The organism is Streptacidiphilus jeojiense (assembly GCF_000719095.1).
Taxonomy (GTDB): Bacteria; Actinomycetota; Actinomycetes; order Streptomycetales; family Streptomycetaceae; genus Streptacidiphilus; species Streptacidiphilus jeojiensis.
In genome coordinates, this window is sequence record NZ_JOEH01000010.1 from 135151 (window position 1) to 150055 (window position 14905).

Here is a 14905-nt window from a genome sequence, read left to right on the forward strand (position 1 = left end):
CCGGTTGCTCCGACCCAGCTCCGGATGGCCTGGTGGGATCGCTTGGCGATCGTGGGCCTCGGAGCGACCGGCTTTGCCAGCTCCTACGACGCCCTGCGTCAGATGGCCCTGGCGATCCACACCCGCGAGGCCCTCTCCTGGGCTTTCCCGATCTTCATCGACGGCTTCATTGCCTACGGCATCCGGGCGCTGATGCTCCTGCGGCACAGCAACCGCGGAGCCCGGGTCTACACCTGGTTCCTGTTCCTGGCCGCTACCGGCGCCAGCCTGTGGGCCAACGTCCTCCATGCCGTGACCCTGAACAATGAGGTCCGAGCCACCGCAGGGGGCCTGCATCTCGGGGACTGGGCTGTAGGGGTCCTGTCGATGCTGGCTCCGCTGGCCCTGGCGGGCTCCGTCCACCTCTTCATCATCATGGCCCGGACGGCGGAATCCGTCCCGGACGACACCGGAGGCCGCCCCGGACAGGTCGATGAGCCTGCGGATCAGGCGGCTGACTCCATGGCCCCACTGCTCGTTGAGCCGCCGACCGGCAGGGAGCAGGCGGTAGTGCTCCCCGGCCCGTCCTCAGAGCAGGCAGCAGAGCAGCCGCCTCTTCCGGTGGAAGCACGTGGGACGACCGACCCCGACGATTCCCATGCCCGTGAACCCCTTGCTCCTGCCGGAGCCGACCATCCGCTCGTCCAGGACGAGGAGATGGACGGACGCGAGGCGGCAGACGACTGGCTGGTGGATCTACTGCCGATCGCCCGTGAGGCGGCACGCAAGGCAGGCCGAATCACCCGGGACGCGATCAGCGCAGACGTCCGGGCGCACGTCGCCCTCAGCAACGACAGGCTGGGCGAGCTGGTGACCGTGCTGCGTGAAGAGGAAGAGGCAAGGGAGGCGACAGCGAACGCAGTCGTCCCCTGAACTCGGAGATGATCACCTACAGCCCGGTGGACGGTACTGCGGTACCGTCCACCGGGCTGTACCCAACCTGTGGAGAAGAACCATGGCCATCGAGGACCAGGCCGAGCACCTGAACCAGGCCATCACGCACGGAACGGCCCTGCCCACACTCAGCGTGCCGGGCCTGGACTTGGCACCGAACGAGGTAGCACACGCCGATGTGATGTGCGGCACAGCCCGCTACTACGCCACGCACACGGTGGTCCCGCCGGAGGCCGGCTACTACGAGGTCCACCCCGCCTTCGGCCGCCGCTGGATGCCCAACCGGCGGCTCAACGCCCGGCGGCATCGGGAAGCCGAGGCAGCAGCTCAGCTTCAGTGGCGCGACCACGACACGGCGCGCGTCCTCCTGACCTCAGTGGGGCTCAGGCTGTGCCCGTCCGGGACGGCGCTGTGGCTCCCGTTCGACCACTCACTCCTCACGGGGATCACAAACGGAGCGACAGCGGGGGAGGTCGTCCTGAGCTACAGCTCTTGCCCGCCTCTGCTGCTGGTAGGCCCATGGGCAGACCTCCTCGCAGACACCATCCGCCGTCTCCTGAGCTGAGCGGAATGACGTGGGTGCAGCTCCTCCTTTGGAGGCACAGCCCTTCTTGCGTGAACTGCGGCTGACGGCGCACGGTCGGGTGATCAAATCGGCCGCGCCGGCCGAGGCAACGCAGCCCTGCCCCCAAGCCGGAGGCAGGGCTGACGTGTTTACTTCCGGCCGAGCCTCCTGCGCGCTTCGGCGGTCTCGTGTTCGATCCGCTTGGACACGGAGTCAGGCATCGCAGCAGGCCCTCCTGCGGCGTCCGCCACGTAGAAGCCCAGCTGTCCGCGCCATTCTTCCTTGTGCGGATGACCCAGTGCCTCGGCTACGAGGCCCCCGAGCTGGTTGACCGGCTCCTGGGGGTTGCCAGCGTCCAGGGGGTCGTACATGAGCCGAAGGCCCGCCACATGCGGGAGCCGGGCTGACTTCACCGTGTCGGGGTCGTGGACGATGCGCTCCAGCGCGACGGGATAGGAAATGAACCGGAGCGTCCAGTTACTTAGCAGGGCGGCATCACTCACCGTAGCAACTCCCTTACTTGAAAAGGGAGATCGTACTCCGCCGAACCGCACTGAAGATTCCGGCGCCAATGCGGGGTCCTCCTCGGGTACGAGGTTGCTCACGACGTAGCAGGCTGGCCTCTCCGAGTACCAAGTTCCAACTCTCCGGCATCAGTTCGCATTGTCCATTGACCTGCTGTGATGCTCTCTCCACGGCCATCGCTCGTAGAGATGCTGGGCCGTACGGACGCCGCTTCACCGGCCTCCGTATCTCCTCTCCAGATGTCAAGGCTGTGGTTCCCTATGCCTTTTTCCAGCAGATTTGTCCATAGAACCGCCGCAATCTTCCTCGCGGGGGGCGTAATCGTGGCCGCCGCTGGCTGCTCCCGCCCGGCTGCGGCGACTGCCAGTCCTGCGCAACCCGCGGCTTCAACGGCCGTACCCCCGCAGCACAACGAGACTGGAACCCCCTCTCCGGCTGTGGCTACGTCGGTTCCGACCAAGGCTTCGGTCCCTCTGGCGGTCTCAACAGTGGCGCGGGAGTTCACCATCGCCTACTCCTCGCACAACGCCGTGAACGGCGGAGACACTTCCTACGCGGAAGCGGGCGTCCGAGCAGCGGCCTACGCCACCGGCAACCTGACGCAGTCCCTCACCCAGATTCGACCGGGGCAGGAACCTGCCTGGGAGACGCTCCGGGCCGAGCAGGACCGGCAGACGACGGCGATCACGTCCGTCAGCGTGCCGGACGGTGCTCCGGCACCCACCCCCTCGGCGGCCGTGGTGCGGGTCACCTTCGTGCTCACCACCGCGCCGAACGCGGGTAACCAGCGCCAAAGCGAGGGGCAGATCGCTCTGCACCTGGTGCTCACCGCTGACGGCTGGCGCGTCGATGCGCTGCCCTGGGCGTAGACGATGAAGAAACTCGCCATAGCCGCGGTCGTGTTGAGCCCGGCCTTCATCATGTCCCTCGTCGCTCTCCTGCTCACCTTCGGCGGCGCGGACAGCGCTTCCGCCAAGGAGACGGGGCCAGGGGGCAGCATCACCACCGACGCCCCCGTGCCCACCTGGGTCCGAACGCTGGTGGCGAAGTACGCCGGGCAGTGCCCTCAGGTCACCGCGAGCCTGCTCGCAGCTCAGCTCTACACGGAGTCGGGGTTCAACACCAAGGCCGTGAGCCCTGTCGGCGCCGAGGGCATCGCCCAGTTCATGCCGGCCACCTGGTCCGTTTTCGGCAAGGACGGCGACGGCGACGGCAAGAAGGACGTCTTCGACGCGGCCGACGCCATCGCCGCCCAGGCCGGCTACGACTGCACCCTTGCCGAAGAGGTCAAGGGGGTACCAGGCGACGCCACCGAGAACATGCTGGCGGCCTACAACGCGGGTAGCGGGGCGGTCATCAAGTACAACGGCATCCCGCCGTACTCGGAGACCCGCAACTACGTGACCTCGATCCGCGACCTGGCCGCGAAGTGGGCAGCCTCAGCCTCCACCACGGCGAGCGGCGGCGCGGCCAAGGCCATCGCAGCGGCGAAGACCGCACTGGGGACCTGGTACCAGTGGGGCGGCGACTGCATCGCGCCCTACACCGGCCAGAACGGATGCGACTGCTCATCCCTGATGAAGATGGCGTGGGCCACAGCCGGGGTGAACTTGCCGCGGACCACCTACGACCAGGTGAACTCCGGGACTGCCGTCACTTCCGTCTCCCAACTCCGGCCCGGCGACCTGCTGTTCGAGGCGGGATCAGACGGCACTGCCGCCCAGCCAGGTCATGTCGGGATGTACGTCGGCGGCTCCGAGGTGATTGAGGCGCCGCACACCGGGGCTCAGGTCCGGATCACTCCGCTCAGCGACTGGACCTCGTTGATCGTTTCCATGCGTCATATCGCCTGAAATGCCATCTAACTAGAACTATCTACGCAAGAGGTACTACCCATGCACACGCTTCTGGCTTCCTCCCCCAACCTGCACACCAACCTCGCTGCGGGAATCAGCACCATCTCGGGAGTGACGCCCAACTGGGGACCGTTCAGCAAGCTCGGCTCCACCGCGACCATCATCCTCGGCGTGATCGCCGCCGCCGTGCTGGTCACGCTCGCCGGGGTCTTCCTCGTCGGCCTCGGCAAGTCGAAGGGCTGGCTTGGCGAGGGCGGCCACTCCACCATGGAAAGCTCCCGCGGCAAGGGGATGATGGTCGGCGGCTTGGTCGGCATCTTCCTGATTGCCAGCTTCGGCACCCTGGTCACGATCGTCTACGGCATGGGGGTCTGACCCATGCCGAAGCGCATAGCGCGGCGCGAGAGCGCCGCCCCCCAACAGCGCCGCAAGCGCTCGCCAGCCGCCGTTTGGGGTGTCGGGGTGGCGGTCGTCGCCGCAGTCACCGCAACCGGGCTGGCCCTTTCGGTCTCGTCTACCCCTGCTTCCTCTCCGGCTGCCGCTCGTGCCAACACCTCGGCTGCTGCGACGGTGAGCACGCAGGCGCACGTGCAGTTCCGGGGAGGCGTCCCCGTGGCCTACCTGCGGACGGAGGCCGGCGCGAAGGCCGCCGCTCAGAACTTCGTGATCGTCAGCGGCACCACGGCCTTCCTCACCGATTCGTCGGCTCGGCACACAGCAGTGGCAACGCTGGCGGCCAGCGGTTCTTCCATCTCGACTCTGACGGAAGAAGCCGATAGTGAGGTCCGCTCGGCGGCCGATGAGTTGAAGGGTGACTCAGCTCAGATCGTTCCCACCGACGCCGTCGCGCGCACCGGCGTGCTCTCGGTCCACGTCTTGGGGTTCGATATCCACAGGGCAATGGTCCGCCTGTGGACAGTCGCTGTCCGAGGGAGTGCCAGCGGAGGCCACGCCCCCAGCTCCGCCTTCGAGTCGGTGACGGTCAGCTTGGTGTGGGAGGCCGACGACTGGAAGGTGGAGTCGAGTTCGACTGCCAGTGGACTGGTCGCGCCGACCGAGTACCAGCAGGGGACCAGTAACACCGGCGACTTCACCGGCTTCACCGCAGGACAGGCCCAGGACGCCTTCGTCAGCGGCGCGCTCGACACGACCGGCTACCCGTCGCCCTACGCGCGCTCCAAGGAGGGGGCCCAGGAGGCGGCCACCAGCGCCGCGATGCTGTGGGGAGATCCGCGGTACTTCGCCGACGATGCCTGGCGGAACCAGATGCTGGCGGCCGTGGCCGCGCCGTTGGCCGCCAGCGCTCTCCGGGCGGACGGCAACACCACCGCGCAGCAGGTGCAGAAAGGGCAAGGCATCGCCGCAGACGGCACAACCCCGGGCGGGGGCGTTCTGGTGACCGGCACAGCGGTCCTGGCCTCCCGGGTCGTCGCGTACTCGAACCAGTCTGCGAGCCTCCAGCTCTGGACGGCTTCCATCGGCGGCATCGCCGGGTCGGACAACAGCGAGCGTCCGCAGATCGCCTACCTGCTCATGACGGTCGATCTCAGCTGGTCCGGCGGAACCTGGAAGGTGTTGGCGGTTTCCCCTGGCGATCCGCTGGTGCCCTCCCCGACCAATTCCGCCGCCTCCTCCGGGCAGGACTTCAGCCAGATCGGGGGTGCGGCAAATGCGCCTGCGACTGCGTGACGACGCCCCCGGCCTCCTGCGAGTCGAGAGGACCGGACCTGCTCCGAGGTGGGTCCGGCGACTCGGAATCCTGGCCGCCGTCAACATCGTCATCGGCTTCATCTTCGTCCCGGCGGCCTCGGCGTTCAGTTTCTGCTACATCCCGCTGGTCTGCTCTGCGAAGGCCGCGATCGACTTCGTGTCGGATCCCATGGGCTTTCTGCTCCAGCAGCTGACCAACGCGAACATCTGGTTCCTCCAGAAGATGTTGGACCTGATCCAGGCCACCACCACCATCAACCTGACCTCGGCCAACTTCCTCCAGCAGTACGGGATGATCTTTGCGGCCAGCTCGTTGATCACGGTGGCTCTCTGGTTCATCGCCGTGGCAAAGCGGGCTATCCGCGGCGTGGGCCTGGGGACTGCCATCAGCGAGGCAGCGGGCTTCCTCCTGGTCCAGTTCGTCGTCAACGCACTGACACCTGGTGCCATTGCGCTTCTGCTCGCAGCGGTGGACGACATGACCTCGGTATTCGCCCCCGGCGCGGTGGACAACTTCAAGCCCTTCCTGGCGAACATGCTCACGGTCTTGGCTTCGTCGTCCCCAGATCAGGGAGTCGGGCAGCTGATGGTGGTCCAGCTGATCATGCTGCTGGGCGCGCTGCTGATGTGGGTGGAGCTGCTGATCCGAGCAGCAGCGATCTACACAGCAGTGGCGCTCGGCCCGATCATCAACGCGGGCCTGGTGGACCGTGACCTCTGGGGTAGGTCCAAGAAGTGGTTCGGCGCCCTGTTCGCGTTGGCGCTCACCAAACCGGTCCTCTTCGCCCTTCTCGGGCTCGGCGGGGCCATCCTCTCCAACAACTCGGGCAGCACGTCGGACACCGTGTCCACGACGCTGGTCGGTGCGCTGATCCTGCTGCTGGCGGTGTTCAGCTCCGCCACCCTGTACCGATGGCTGCCCGTGTTCGGTGACGAGATGAGCCAGTTGCACCACGACCGAAAGGCGCTGCAGAACGCCGGCCCGGCCGCGGCGGTCGACGGACCGGCTCAGCACGCCAACCGGGCGATGGGGTCGTACATGCAGGACGCCATCGTGGGCGGAGGTGGCGGAGGCCAGACGGCCGGCGCTGCCAAGGCAGCTGCTGGAGCCGCCTCCAAGTCGGCTGCTGGTGGGGTTACTGGTGCAGGGACGGCTGCCGCAGGCGGCCCGGTCGGCTTTGCCGCGATGGTGGCCAAAGCCGGTGCCAAGGCTGTGAAGAACAAGGCAACCAGCTCACCGGGTGCCCAGGGAACAGGCGACGGAAGCGGCTCTGAGCAGTCCGGAAGCCCAGCCAGCGTGCCCAGCACTGCCCAGCCCAGCAGCCCGGCCTCACCCTCGGTCATCAGTTCCGGCGGCGGGCCTGCCCCGCAGAGCGGTAGCCCCTTGGGGATGGACAGTCCGAGCAACAGCGGTCCTGTGGGTGCCGAGAGCACCTCTGACCAGCCTCCGGCTTCCGCCCAAGGGCAAGGTCAGTCGACCTCGGGACAGGGCTCTGTGATCGCTGGCGGTCAGCCGTCCCAGCAGCAGCCCCACCCCCTGAGCGCACCGCAGTGGCCGTCTGTCTCCACCGGCACGCCCTCTGTCTCCACCGGCACGGCCTCCGGTTCCGGACCGGCCGTGCTGCCTCCCTCACCACAGCCGCCAGTCACTGGCGCTCGGCCCCAGCAGAATCCCAGCAAGGAAGACACCTGATGGCTACTCGTACCTACCAGTTCGGCAAGACTCGGCCGACCGGCCTGGTCGGCCGCCGCGACCTGGGCGAGCAGGTTGTCGTCGGGCTCGGCGCGGCGACTGGGGTCATGCTCGGCTTCGCGTTCAGCGGGATGCCCGTTCTCGCCGGTGCGGGGCTGGCACTGCCGATCCTGTTCTCCCTCGCGGTGGTGTTCGTTCCGTACCGGCCCAAGGGCACCTCGCAGCGGCGCACCGTCTACCGGTGGTGGCGCATCAAGCGGTACCACCGCAGGGCGCTGGCCAGGTCCGGCGGCGTGTGGGTGTCTCCTGCCGTCGAGGCTGGGACCCGGGCTGACGGCACTCAGCCGGACAGCGCGCTGACCACCCCCGAGGGGCTGCCCGGGATGACCTGGGTGCCGGTGACCGTCCGCGGGCATAAGGCGGCGGTGGTGCTGCAACCCGCCGCCGGGTGCGTGACGGCAACGCTGGAGGTGGCCTCGCCGGGCCTCGGCGGCAAGGAACCGAGTCAACAGGTGATCGCACTGGAGCGCTGGCGAGAGCTGCTGGACGCCTTCGGTAACAGCGAGGAGCACCCGGTCAAGCGCATCCAAGTCCTAGCCAGGCAGATCAAGTCCGACCCGCAGGCACACCGCCGGTACCTCGCGCAGCGCGACGAATCCGCGGCAACCGCCGGAGCTCCCCAGTGGCTGCGGGACTCGTACTCGGCGCTGGCCGATGCGGTGTCCACCTCGGCGGAGGAGCACCGCTACTACGTCACCATGCACGCGAAGTTCACGCGCGACCTGGCGGCCGACAGCGATGCCCGCGGCAGCGGCGACGAAGGCTTGGCCGCGGTGATGGCCGGCTACCTCGATGAGCTGTGGGCTCGGTGCGAGGACGCGGACATGCCGGTGATCGCTCCCTTGGACGAGGCCCGGCTGACCGCACTGATCCGTAACAGCTACGACCCCGACCACCCCTTGTGGGATGCCGAGCTGCCGCGCGCCCACGCCTTCCCGCGCAACGTCGATGTGCGCAACGGCGAGTACCTGGCAGCACGCGCCGCAGGCTCTACCACCAGCTGGTACCACGCCACGGCCGCAGTCACCTCCTGGCCGACGGCCCCGGTCGGACCGGACTTCTTGGCTCCTTTGCTCATCGGGATGCCTGACGTGATCCGCACGATGGCCATCACGCAGAACCTGGAGCCGACCGACAAAGCCGTCGAACGGATGCTCGCCGAGGACACCAACAACCGGGCCGAGATGCTCCGCAACCAGCAGCGCGGGCGGAACGTGGACCCGCGCGACGTGATCGCGGCAGACGCCACCGGTGCCCGCGGCATGGCGCTCGCACAGTCCGGTGCCGCTGGATCAGCCGTCGTCGGCTACATCACCATCTCGGCCCGTTCCCCGGAGGAGCTGGCACGGACGAAGCGCACCACCTTCAGCCGCGCACGGGGCGCTCACCTGCGGATCGAGTGGCTCGACCTCGAACACGCCCGCGCCTTCGGCAACACCCTTCCCTTCGCTGGAGGCATCAAGTGACTCCCCTGCTCGATCAGCTGATGCCGACGCACCAGACGGCGCGGCGCCCTCTCTACACCGAAACCACCACCAGTCAGGCTCTCTACCTGCCCATTGCCCCGCCCACCCTGGGCACCGCTGGAGCGATCATCGGCCGCGAGCTGTACTCCGGGAAGGCATTCATCTACTGCCCGTTCTCGGCGTTCGGCGACGGCCTTCCCGGCGGAAATATGTTGATCATGGGCGACACCGGCCGAGGCAAGAGCGCGCTCACCAAGACCTACGTCGGCCGACAGATCCGGCTCGGCCGACAGGTCGTCGTGCTCGACACCAAGGAGCAGACGGAGCGGGAAGAGGGGGAGTGGGCGGCACTCGGCCGGGCCATCACCGGGAAGGCCCCGGTGAGGTTCATCCCCGGAGGTGGCCAGACTCCTACCCGCATCAATCCGATGGACCCGGCGATCTCGGGCAAGCGGCAGATCGAGCTGGTCCGCACGGTCGTGGAACTCGGACTCGGCAAGCAGCTGGACGAGTTCGCCGGCTCGGCACTTCGGCTGGCGATCCGCCAGGCCAATCGGCGGGCCGCAGATGCTGACCGAGTCCCGGTCCTCACGGACGTAGCCACCGCACTGCGCTCGCCGCAGGAGACGGACGCAGCAGCCAAGAAGCGCAGCCGCGAGGAACTGCTGAACGACGGACTCGAAGCCTCCTACGTTCTCGACCGGCTCTGCGGAACTGACGCGGATGCCTCCGGCGACCTGGTCGGCATGCTCGACGGCCCGACCAGCCTCGGCATCGACCTGGACGCCGACATGGTGGTGTTCGACCTCACCCGCGTGCCCTCCGGCGGCGTGGCGATGACGATCCTCGTGGCCGTCATCGCCGTCTTCCTCGAAGAGGTATGGCTGCGGCCCGTCTGCGAGTGCGGCGCCCCGCCGGCCAAGCACGAGCGGCTGACCGTAGACACCCGCTCCGGCGCGTGGCAGCTGGGGGCATCCGAGGAATCCGGCTGCCCGCGGTACGCCCAGCGGAAGCGGATCATGGTCTGCGAGGAGGCATGGCACATCCTCGGGACGCCTCAGCTGGCCGCCTTGCTGGAGAAGTTCCTGAAGTTCGCCCGCGGATACGGACTGTCCTGCGTGTTCATCGTCCACCACCTGAGCGACCTGGACGACTCCGCCGAGACCGCTGCGGCACTGAAAATGGCCGACACGATCGTCATCTACTCGATGAAGGTGGCTGAGGCCGCGGCCACAGTGAAGCGACTGGGGCTGCCTGCCTGGACAGCCGAGCACATCAGCCGTCTCCGCCGCGGCATCGCCCTCTGGAAAGTAGGGGACATCATCTACCCCGGCGTCCAGCACCTCCTGACCGAGGCCGAGCAGCACCTCTGCTTCTCCAGCGGCTCCATGACGGACTCGACGGCCAGCGCCCCCAGCCTCTGACCGACTCCCTCACCACGACCACGAAGGAGTCGATCCCGTGACTGTCCTGACCCTCGACCCGGCGCTCCCGACCTACGGGCGCGACCTGCGCAACGACATAGACCAGTTGCATGCCGACTATCTGGCGCTCGCGGAACGCACCGCCCGCCTAGCAGTCCTACTCGACCACGGCCACTACGCGAAGGCAGGCGGCCGCGTACGAGCGGCGGTCGGCACGGTGTGGAGGGCTGCCGAGGAACTGCACTCGGCCTTCCACGCGGCTCCGCCCCGGTGCGCCGGGCCGGATGCCCCCCTGAGCCGCCTCTGCGGGCGCCGGATGCGCTACCTCGTTAACCGCTCTGCTCGACGGGCCTCCCGATGATCCCGGTCGGCGGCAACCAACCGCTGCTGCTGGTAGTCGCTGCCATCTTCGGGGTTGCCCTGCTGTGGCTGCTGATCAGCAGCAGCCGTTCCCGGCGTGACAGCGGCTTCGCCCCCAAAAGCGTCTTGCGTCGTCAGCTGTCGGCCAAGGCCGTGCTGCAAGCCACGGACATCCGACCGTCCCTCACCGCCGTGTCCCGCGACTCCTCGGCCTCCACCGTGAACCTGGCGAAGTCCACACGTACTTCCTGAGCAACCCCTTGGACCAGCACATGCACAAGAACAAGTTCGACCCGCAGGACTTCGGCTACCGGCTGGGCAACTCCCAGCGGCCCAAGGGTGTACCTCTGTGGTCCCGTGCCGACCGGGCAACCCGGGTCATCGGCCCGATGGGTGCCGGCAAGACCCTGCGCTTCTTCGCCCCCACAATCCGACAGTGGCGCGGGCCGGTGCTGGCTACCTCGACCAAGCCGGACTTGGTGGAACTCACGGTGGATGCCCGCCGAAGCGAGGGGCGGCCGGTCCTCGCCTTCGACCCCCAGGGCCTCGCTCCGTCCCTGCCGCGCATCCGTTGGTCGCCCATCGCAGGGGCCGAGGACACCGAGACTGCCATGATCAGGGCGAAAGCCCTCATCGCAGGCTCGCGGACACCGGGCTCCGTCTCGCAGTCCTCCGAGGGTGCCTCCTTCTACCGCGGCCAGGCTGCCAAGGTTCTTGGCGCCCAACTCCACGCGGCTGCCCTCGACGGGGCCGGCCTCCGTCACCTCCTGCGCTGGGCCGGGCAGATCACCGACCCGGCTCCGTTGGGTATCCTCCGTGCCCATCCCGGAGCAGGCCCCGGCTGGGCGGAGATGCTCCAGACCTCTGTCTCCGGCGACAGCCGAACCGTCGGCAACACGGCGGTGACGCTGGCAGCGGCACTGGAGCCGTTCATGCACGAAGCGGTGGTGGACTCGCTTCTCGGGCAGGGCGAGCTCACCGACTTCCGCGCCTTCCTCGACGCGGGCGGCACGCTGTACGTCCTCGGTAAGGACAGCGAGGCCAACTCGGTCACCCCGCTGACCACGGCGCTCGTGGAAGACCTTCTCGACCTCGCCGAGGTTCACGCCCTCGCCTCTCCCGCTGGCCGGTTGGACCCGGCGCTACTGGCCGCCCTGGACGAGGCTCCCAACATCGCCCCCATCCCGTCCTTGCGACAACGAGTCGCAGACGGGCGCGGCCGGGGTATCACCGTGATCTACGGCGTCCAAGGATGGGCCTCCGCCGTAAGCCGCTTCGGCCCGGATGTCGCTGCCGAGCTGGCCAGCTACACGAACAACGTGGTGGTCTTCGGCGGCGCGAAGGACCCTCAGTTCCTCCGCGACATGTCCGACCTCTGCGGCCAGGTGGAACGCATCCGCAAGACCCGGACCACCAGCAGCGGCACCAGCGGTAGTGAGTCGGTCGCCTCCCAAGCCGTCCTCGAAGCAGTCCTTCGCCCGGACGAGATCAAGGCGCTCGGCGAGGGCTTCGCCCTGGTGCTGGCGGACAACCTGCCGCCGGTGATCTCCCGTATGGATGGAATGTGGACATGGGACAGCTGGCCGGAGATCCAGCAGCAGGTAGCGGAGTTCAGGCGGCTGAACGAGGTCGAACGGGCTCGGCAATCTACTGAGAGGCGAACCCGCGTTGACGCCCATGCCCGCACCTGGGCGGACATGAGGCAGACAGGTGCAGCTGCATGAACCCGGACCCCTTCAGGCACCTTGCTCCGTTCCCACCGCCTCCGGCAGTCCTTCTCGACTACCACGCCGAACGCAGCGCAGACGCGGCACTGGTGCGGCCTGCTCCCTGGGACATCGGTGCCCTCCCCTCGAAGATGCGCACGCCGTTGCACCCATGGCTTGACCAGGTGGCCCGCTGGCTCAACACCACCTATGCCTGGCAGCCCCAGCAGGTGATCCCCCCGTGCTGGGATTTGCACGACGAGATCCCATACGGGATCGCCGCCTTCGCATTCGCCCGATTCGATGCCTACGCGGACGCCGGTTCAACGATCGTCTGGCACGAGCAGTACGACCGCTTCATCACCCGAATGAACAAGGCCCTCGGCCCATCCGCCGAGCAGTGCCGCGCGGGCAAGCACGAACAGAGGCCGGCCAGATACGCGCTGGCGGCTTGGCCCTCGCAGAACGTCGAACCCATCACCCCGGTAGTCACTATGGAGACCCCATGACCATCAGCCAGCAGGAGAGTGTGCTCATCAGCCTGGACGAGCAGGCCCTCTTGATTGCCCGACTCGCCCACGAGCAACATCAGGCTCGCGTCGTTCTGGAGGACCTTGAATGGCGCTGGGACCAGGAACGTCAACTGCTTGTGGCGCCAACAGACACCAGCCTCGCGGCAACGGTGATGATCGCGGTGGCAGAGCTACAGGGTCAGGGCATACCAACTGCCCTCGAACCCAGCAGCGGAGCCCCTCGCTCGGACGCTGAGCGGGTCTTTCAGCAACTGATCGAAGTCCGCGGACAGCCCAGCAGCAGCCCGGAGCCGGAGGAGCCAACCGCCCAACTCCGGGGAGGCGGTCTCTCCTACGCGCAGAGGTACGGCACCGCCTCGCAGCAGCCCGACGTGGACCCCGGGGGGCACACGATTCCGCTGTAAGCACTGGCTCTCGACCATGAATCCGAGAACAGCTCAGGCCCCCTCATCGGGCAGGGGGCCTGAGCTGCTGGCGCTGTCGCTAATGGTCGAACTCGCCGTCTTTCGCTCCGAGGGTGAACGCCTCCCACTCGGCGGGCGTGTAGTACAGCACCGTTCCATTCGGGTCGGCAGGGTTGCGCAGAGCAACATGACCATCCTCCAGGAAAGCGACCTCGATGCGGTCCTCGGGGTCGCTACCGGGAGCGCTCAACCACACGAGCGCGGCTGTATCGACACCACCCTCATACAGCTCTGCCTTCTCGACGGCATCGCCTTCCACTACGCCGCCTGCAACAGTCCATCGGCAGCGGCACACGTGAAGAGCTGGAACGCGGCTCCAGAGGCACGCACCGCAGCGATCTGACGGTTCTTGGTGTCACGGACAGCCACGGCGGTGCTGCCCGGAATCTGGGCAATCTCGACACAGTTGCCGTTGTTGCCGGTGTAAGAACTCGTCTTCCACTCCGCGCCGGAGAGGTCCGCTGCGTAGATCTCGCCTACTGTGTTCATGATCAGACCAGTGCTTTCTCGTTGCGTATGGCCACCTCAAGGCTATCTTCTGCCGCGAGGAAGTAGGGGGACAAGTCACATGCCTGCTACGTGGCGGAAAGCGTACAATCGTGGGCTTCCGCAACGCCGACGTCCGTCGCACGCGGCAGCCCCCGCCGGTGCAGCAATCAGTCTCCCCTGACCCGCGCGATTAGGTCGCGGGTTTTTTCGGCAGAGAGCGCGCTGTCGGAGAGGTTTCGGAATAGCCGGTGAAGACGACGCAGGTCACGCGGGTCGTCCAGTAGTGTCATGCCCGTCACCGACTCGCTGAAGCCCACGTCCGGCACATCGGTGTTGGCGAATCCGAAGACGACGAAGGCACCAGTCTGCGTACCCTCGGCACCGCGGTCCCAAGGGATCACGCGCAGGTCGATGAAGTCCCGCTGGGAGAGGTCGTGGAGCTGCTGCAACTGCTCCTGGTGCACATCCTTACCACCCACCTCGAAGTGCAGGACCGCCTCACTGAGGACGAAATGGCACTCCAAGGGCTGGCTCGTCTCCAGGATTCGCAGCCGCTGCCGGTGGCCGCGAACCTCGGTGAGACCGTCCACCTGGTCGGGTCCGAGCGAGGCGAAGCCGACTCCGGTCACGGCCCTCGCGTACCGCTCCGTCTGGAGAAGTCCGGGGACCAGCGCGACTTGGTACTCGTAGGTCACCGCGGCCGATGCCTCGAATCCGAGGAACCGTGAGTAGTTGGCAGAGATGACGTCGTCATACTTCGACCACCACGTGGGCTGACGCTCGCGCGTCGAAGCATGCAGATCCGTCAGCTCAGCCAACTCGTCGCCGGCGATGCCGTACAGCTCCATGAGCTGGTCGAACATCTCCTTCGTACAGGCGCGCTTCGCATTCTCGATGCGGCTGAGCGTGGAATCGTCCACGTTCAGGGCCTCGGCGACCTGGACAATCTTCAGCTCGCGGGCCTCGCGCAGGCGGCGCAGGGTGCGGCTGAGGGCAACGCTCGCCATCAACTGCGTGTTGGTGCTGGCCATTTGCCCCGGCCTCCTGTCGTCGTGAGCCGAGGGTACCGCAGGTCCCCCTGACCGTCAGATGCCTTGGCATATGCCGAAGCAGGAAGTTTG

The 14905-nt window shown here is 67.4% G+C and carries 18 protein-coding genes; 14 read left to right on the forward strand and 4 right to left on the reverse strand.

Annotated elements, in window-relative coordinates:
* The first annotated feature begins 24 nt into the window (after window positions 1-24).
* Together IF29_RS0115370 and IF29_RS0115375 are read left to right on the forward strand one after the other, a co-directional pair.
* Window positions 25-912 carry a DUF2637 domain-containing protein gene (locus IF29_RS0115370; protein ID WP_037595362.1) on the forward strand — a complete coding sequence of 296 codons (888 nt, stop codon included), beginning with the start codon at window positions 25-27 and terminating at the stop codon, window positions 910-912.
* A gap of 82 nt (window positions 913-994) precedes the next feature.
* Window positions 995-1498 carry a hypothetical protein gene (locus tag IF29_RS0115375; RefSeq protein WP_051725353.1) on the forward strand — a complete coding sequence of 168 codons (504 nt, stop codon included), beginning with the start codon at window positions 995-997 and terminating at the stop codon, window positions 1496-1498.
* A gap of 149 nt (window positions 1499-1647) precedes the next feature.
* On the opposite strand, the gene IF29_RS0115380 is transcribed toward IF29_RS0115375, so the two are convergent.
* The gene (locus tag IF29_RS0115380) at window positions 1648-2001 is read right to left on the reverse strand and encodes a hypothetical protein (protein ID WP_030254529.1); all 354 of its coding nucleotides are present in this window, start codon (window positions 1999-2001) and stop codon (window positions 1648-1650) included.
* A gap of 510 nt (window positions 2002-2511) precedes the next feature.
* Here IF29_RS0115380 and IF29_RS0115385 point away from each other — a divergent pair.
* The 12 genes from IF29_RS0115385 (at window position 2512) to IF29_RS0115440 (ending at window position 13235) form a co-directional block, all read left to right on the forward strand.
* Window positions 2512-2892 carry a hypothetical protein gene (locus IF29_RS0115385; RefSeq protein ID WP_051725354.1) on the forward strand — a complete coding sequence of 127 codons (381 nt, stop codon included), beginning with the start codon at window positions 2512-2514 and terminating at the stop codon, window positions 2890-2892.
* A 3-nt stretch (window positions 2893-2895) separates the two neighbouring features.
* A complete protein-coding gene (locus IF29_RS0115390) occupies window positions 2896-3876 on the forward strand; it encodes a C40 family peptidase (protein WP_030254535.1) in 981 nt (326 codons plus the stop codon).
* Between the two features lie 42 nt (window positions 3877-3918).
* Window positions 3919-4254: a hypothetical protein gene (locus IF29_RS0115395; protein WP_051725355.1), complete on the forward strand. Its 336-nt coding sequence runs from the start codon at window positions 3919-3921 to the stop codon at window positions 4252-4254.
* A 237-nt stretch (window positions 4255-4491) separates the two neighbouring features.
* Complete coding sequence (locus IF29_RS0115400) at window positions 4492-5568, forward strand: hypothetical protein (protein ID WP_051725356.1); 1077 nt, start codon at window positions 4492-4494, stop codon at window positions 5566-5568.
* On the forward strand, window positions 5549-7282 hold the full coding sequence (locus tag IF29_RS42005) for a hypothetical protein (RefSeq protein ID WP_232242157.1): 1734 nt from the start codon (window positions 5549-5551) through the stop codon (window positions 7280-7282). The genes IF29_RS0115400 and IF29_RS42005 overlap by 20 nt, the downstream gene beginning before the upstream one ends.
* Window positions 7282-8808, forward strand: coding sequence for an SCO6880 family protein (locus IF29_RS0115410; RefSeq protein ID WP_030254545.1), 1527 nt, complete (start codon window positions 7282-7284; stop codon window positions 8806-8808). The genes IF29_RS42005 and IF29_RS0115410 overlap by 1 nt, the downstream gene beginning before the upstream one ends.
* Before the next feature lie 20 nt (window positions 8809-8828).
* Window positions 8829-10232, forward strand: coding sequence for an ATP-binding protein (locus IF29_RS0115415; RefSeq protein ID WP_232242158.1), 1404 nt, complete (start codon window positions 8829-8831; stop codon window positions 10230-10232).
* Between the two features lie 37 nt (window positions 10233-10269).
* The gene (locus IF29_RS42010) at window positions 10270-10593 is read left to right on the forward strand and encodes a DUF6238 family protein (protein ID WP_232242159.1); all 324 of its coding nucleotides are present in this window, start codon (window positions 10270-10272) and stop codon (window positions 10591-10593) included.
* Window positions 10590-10844 (forward strand): hypothetical protein, encoded by a 255-nt coding sequence (locus IF29_RS0115425; RefSeq protein ID WP_030254553.1) that lies wholly within the window; start codon window positions 10590-10592, stop codon window positions 10842-10844. The genes IF29_RS42010 and IF29_RS0115425 overlap by 4 nt, the downstream gene beginning before the upstream one ends.
* Before the next feature lie 8 nt (window positions 10845-10852).
* The gene (locus tag IF29_RS0115430; protein ID WP_232242160.1) at window positions 10853-12316 is read left to right on the forward strand and encodes a type IV secretory system conjugative DNA transfer family protein; all 1464 of its coding nucleotides are present in this window, start codon (window positions 10853-10855) and stop codon (window positions 12314-12316) included.
* Window positions 12313-12807 (forward strand): hypothetical protein, encoded by a 495-nt coding sequence (locus IF29_RS0115435; protein ID WP_051725357.1) that lies wholly within the window; start codon window positions 12313-12315, stop codon window positions 12805-12807. Before IF29_RS0115430 ends, IF29_RS0115435 begins: the two co-directional genes overlap by 4 nt.
* A complete protein-coding gene (locus IF29_RS0115440; RefSeq protein ID WP_030254560.1) occupies window positions 12804-13235 on the forward strand; it encodes a hypothetical protein in 432 nt (143 codons plus the stop codon). The genes IF29_RS0115435 and IF29_RS0115440 overlap by 4 nt, the downstream gene beginning before the upstream one ends.
* A gap of 79 nt (window positions 13236-13314) precedes the next feature.
* On the opposite strand, the gene IF29_RS0115445 is transcribed toward IF29_RS0115440, so the two are convergent.
* From IF29_RS0115445 to IF29_RS0115455, 3 genes are all read right to left on the reverse strand, one after another.
* Window positions 13315-13554, reverse strand: coding sequence for a DUF397 domain-containing protein (locus IF29_RS0115445; RefSeq protein ID WP_030254563.1), 240 nt, complete (start codon window positions 13552-13554; stop codon window positions 13315-13317).
* Entirely contained in the window at window positions 13554-13784 is a 231-nt protein-coding gene (locus tag IF29_RS0115450; RefSeq protein ID WP_030254566.1) for a DUF397 domain-containing protein, read from the reverse strand. Before IF29_RS0115450 ends, IF29_RS0115445 begins: the two co-directional genes overlap by 1 nt.
* 167 nt (window positions 13785-13951) lie before the next feature.
* Window positions 13952-14815, reverse strand: a complete 864-nt coding sequence (locus tag IF29_RS0115455; protein ID WP_084714291.1) for a helix-turn-helix domain-containing protein — start codon at window positions 14813-14815, stop codon at window positions 13952-13954.
* Window positions 14816-14905 lie beyond the last annotated feature (90 nt).

Bases quoted from the DNA above. Each gene is read 5' to 3' on its own strand.
- IF29_RS0115370 (WP_037595362.1), top strand. From the start codon at position 25: ATGGCCTGGTGGGATCGCTTGGCGATCGTGGGCCTCGGAGCGACCGGC.
- IF29_RS0115375 (WP_051725353.1), top strand. From the start codon at position 995: ATGGCCATCGAGGACCAGGCCGAGCACCTGAACCAGGCCATCACGCAC.
- IF29_RS0115390 (WP_030254535.1), top strand. From the start codon at position 2,896: ATGAAGAAACTCGCCATAGCCGCGGTCGTGTTGAGCCCGGCCTTCATC.
- IF29_RS0115395 (WP_051725355.1), top strand. From the start codon at position 3,919: ATGCACACGCTTCTGGCTTCCTCCCCCAACCTGCACACCAACCTCGCT.
- IF29_RS42005 (WP_232242157.1), top strand. From the start codon at position 5,549: ATGCGCCTGCGACTGCGTGACGACGCCCCCGGCCTCCTGCGAGTCGAG.
- IF29_RS0115410 (WP_030254545.1), top strand. From the start codon at position 7,282: ATGGCTACTCGTACCTACCAGTTCGGCAAGACTCGGCCGACCGGCCTG.
- IF29_RS0115415 (WP_232242158.1), top strand. From the start codon at position 8,829: ATGCCGACGCACCAGACGGCGCGGCGCCCTCTCTACACCGAAACCACC.
- IF29_RS0115425 (WP_030254553.1), top strand. From the start codon at position 10,590: ATGATCCCGGTCGGCGGCAACCAACCGCTGCTGCTGGTAGTCGCTGCC.
- IF29_RS0115435 (WP_051725357.1), top strand. From the start codon at position 12,313: ATGAACCCGGACCCCTTCAGGCACCTTGCTCCGTTCCCACCGCCTCCG.
- IF29_RS0115440 (WP_030254560.1), top strand. From the start codon at position 12,804: ATGACCATCAGCCAGCAGGAGAGTGTGCTCATCAGCCTGGACGAGCAG.
- IF29_RS0115450 (WP_030254566.1), bottom strand. From the start codon at position 13,784: ATGAACACAGTAGGCGAGATCTACGCAGCGGACCTCTCCGGCGCGGAG.
- IF29_RS0115455 (WP_084714291.1), bottom strand. From the start codon at position 14,815: ATGGCCAGCACCAACACGCAGTTGATGGCGAGCGTTGCCCTCAGCCGC.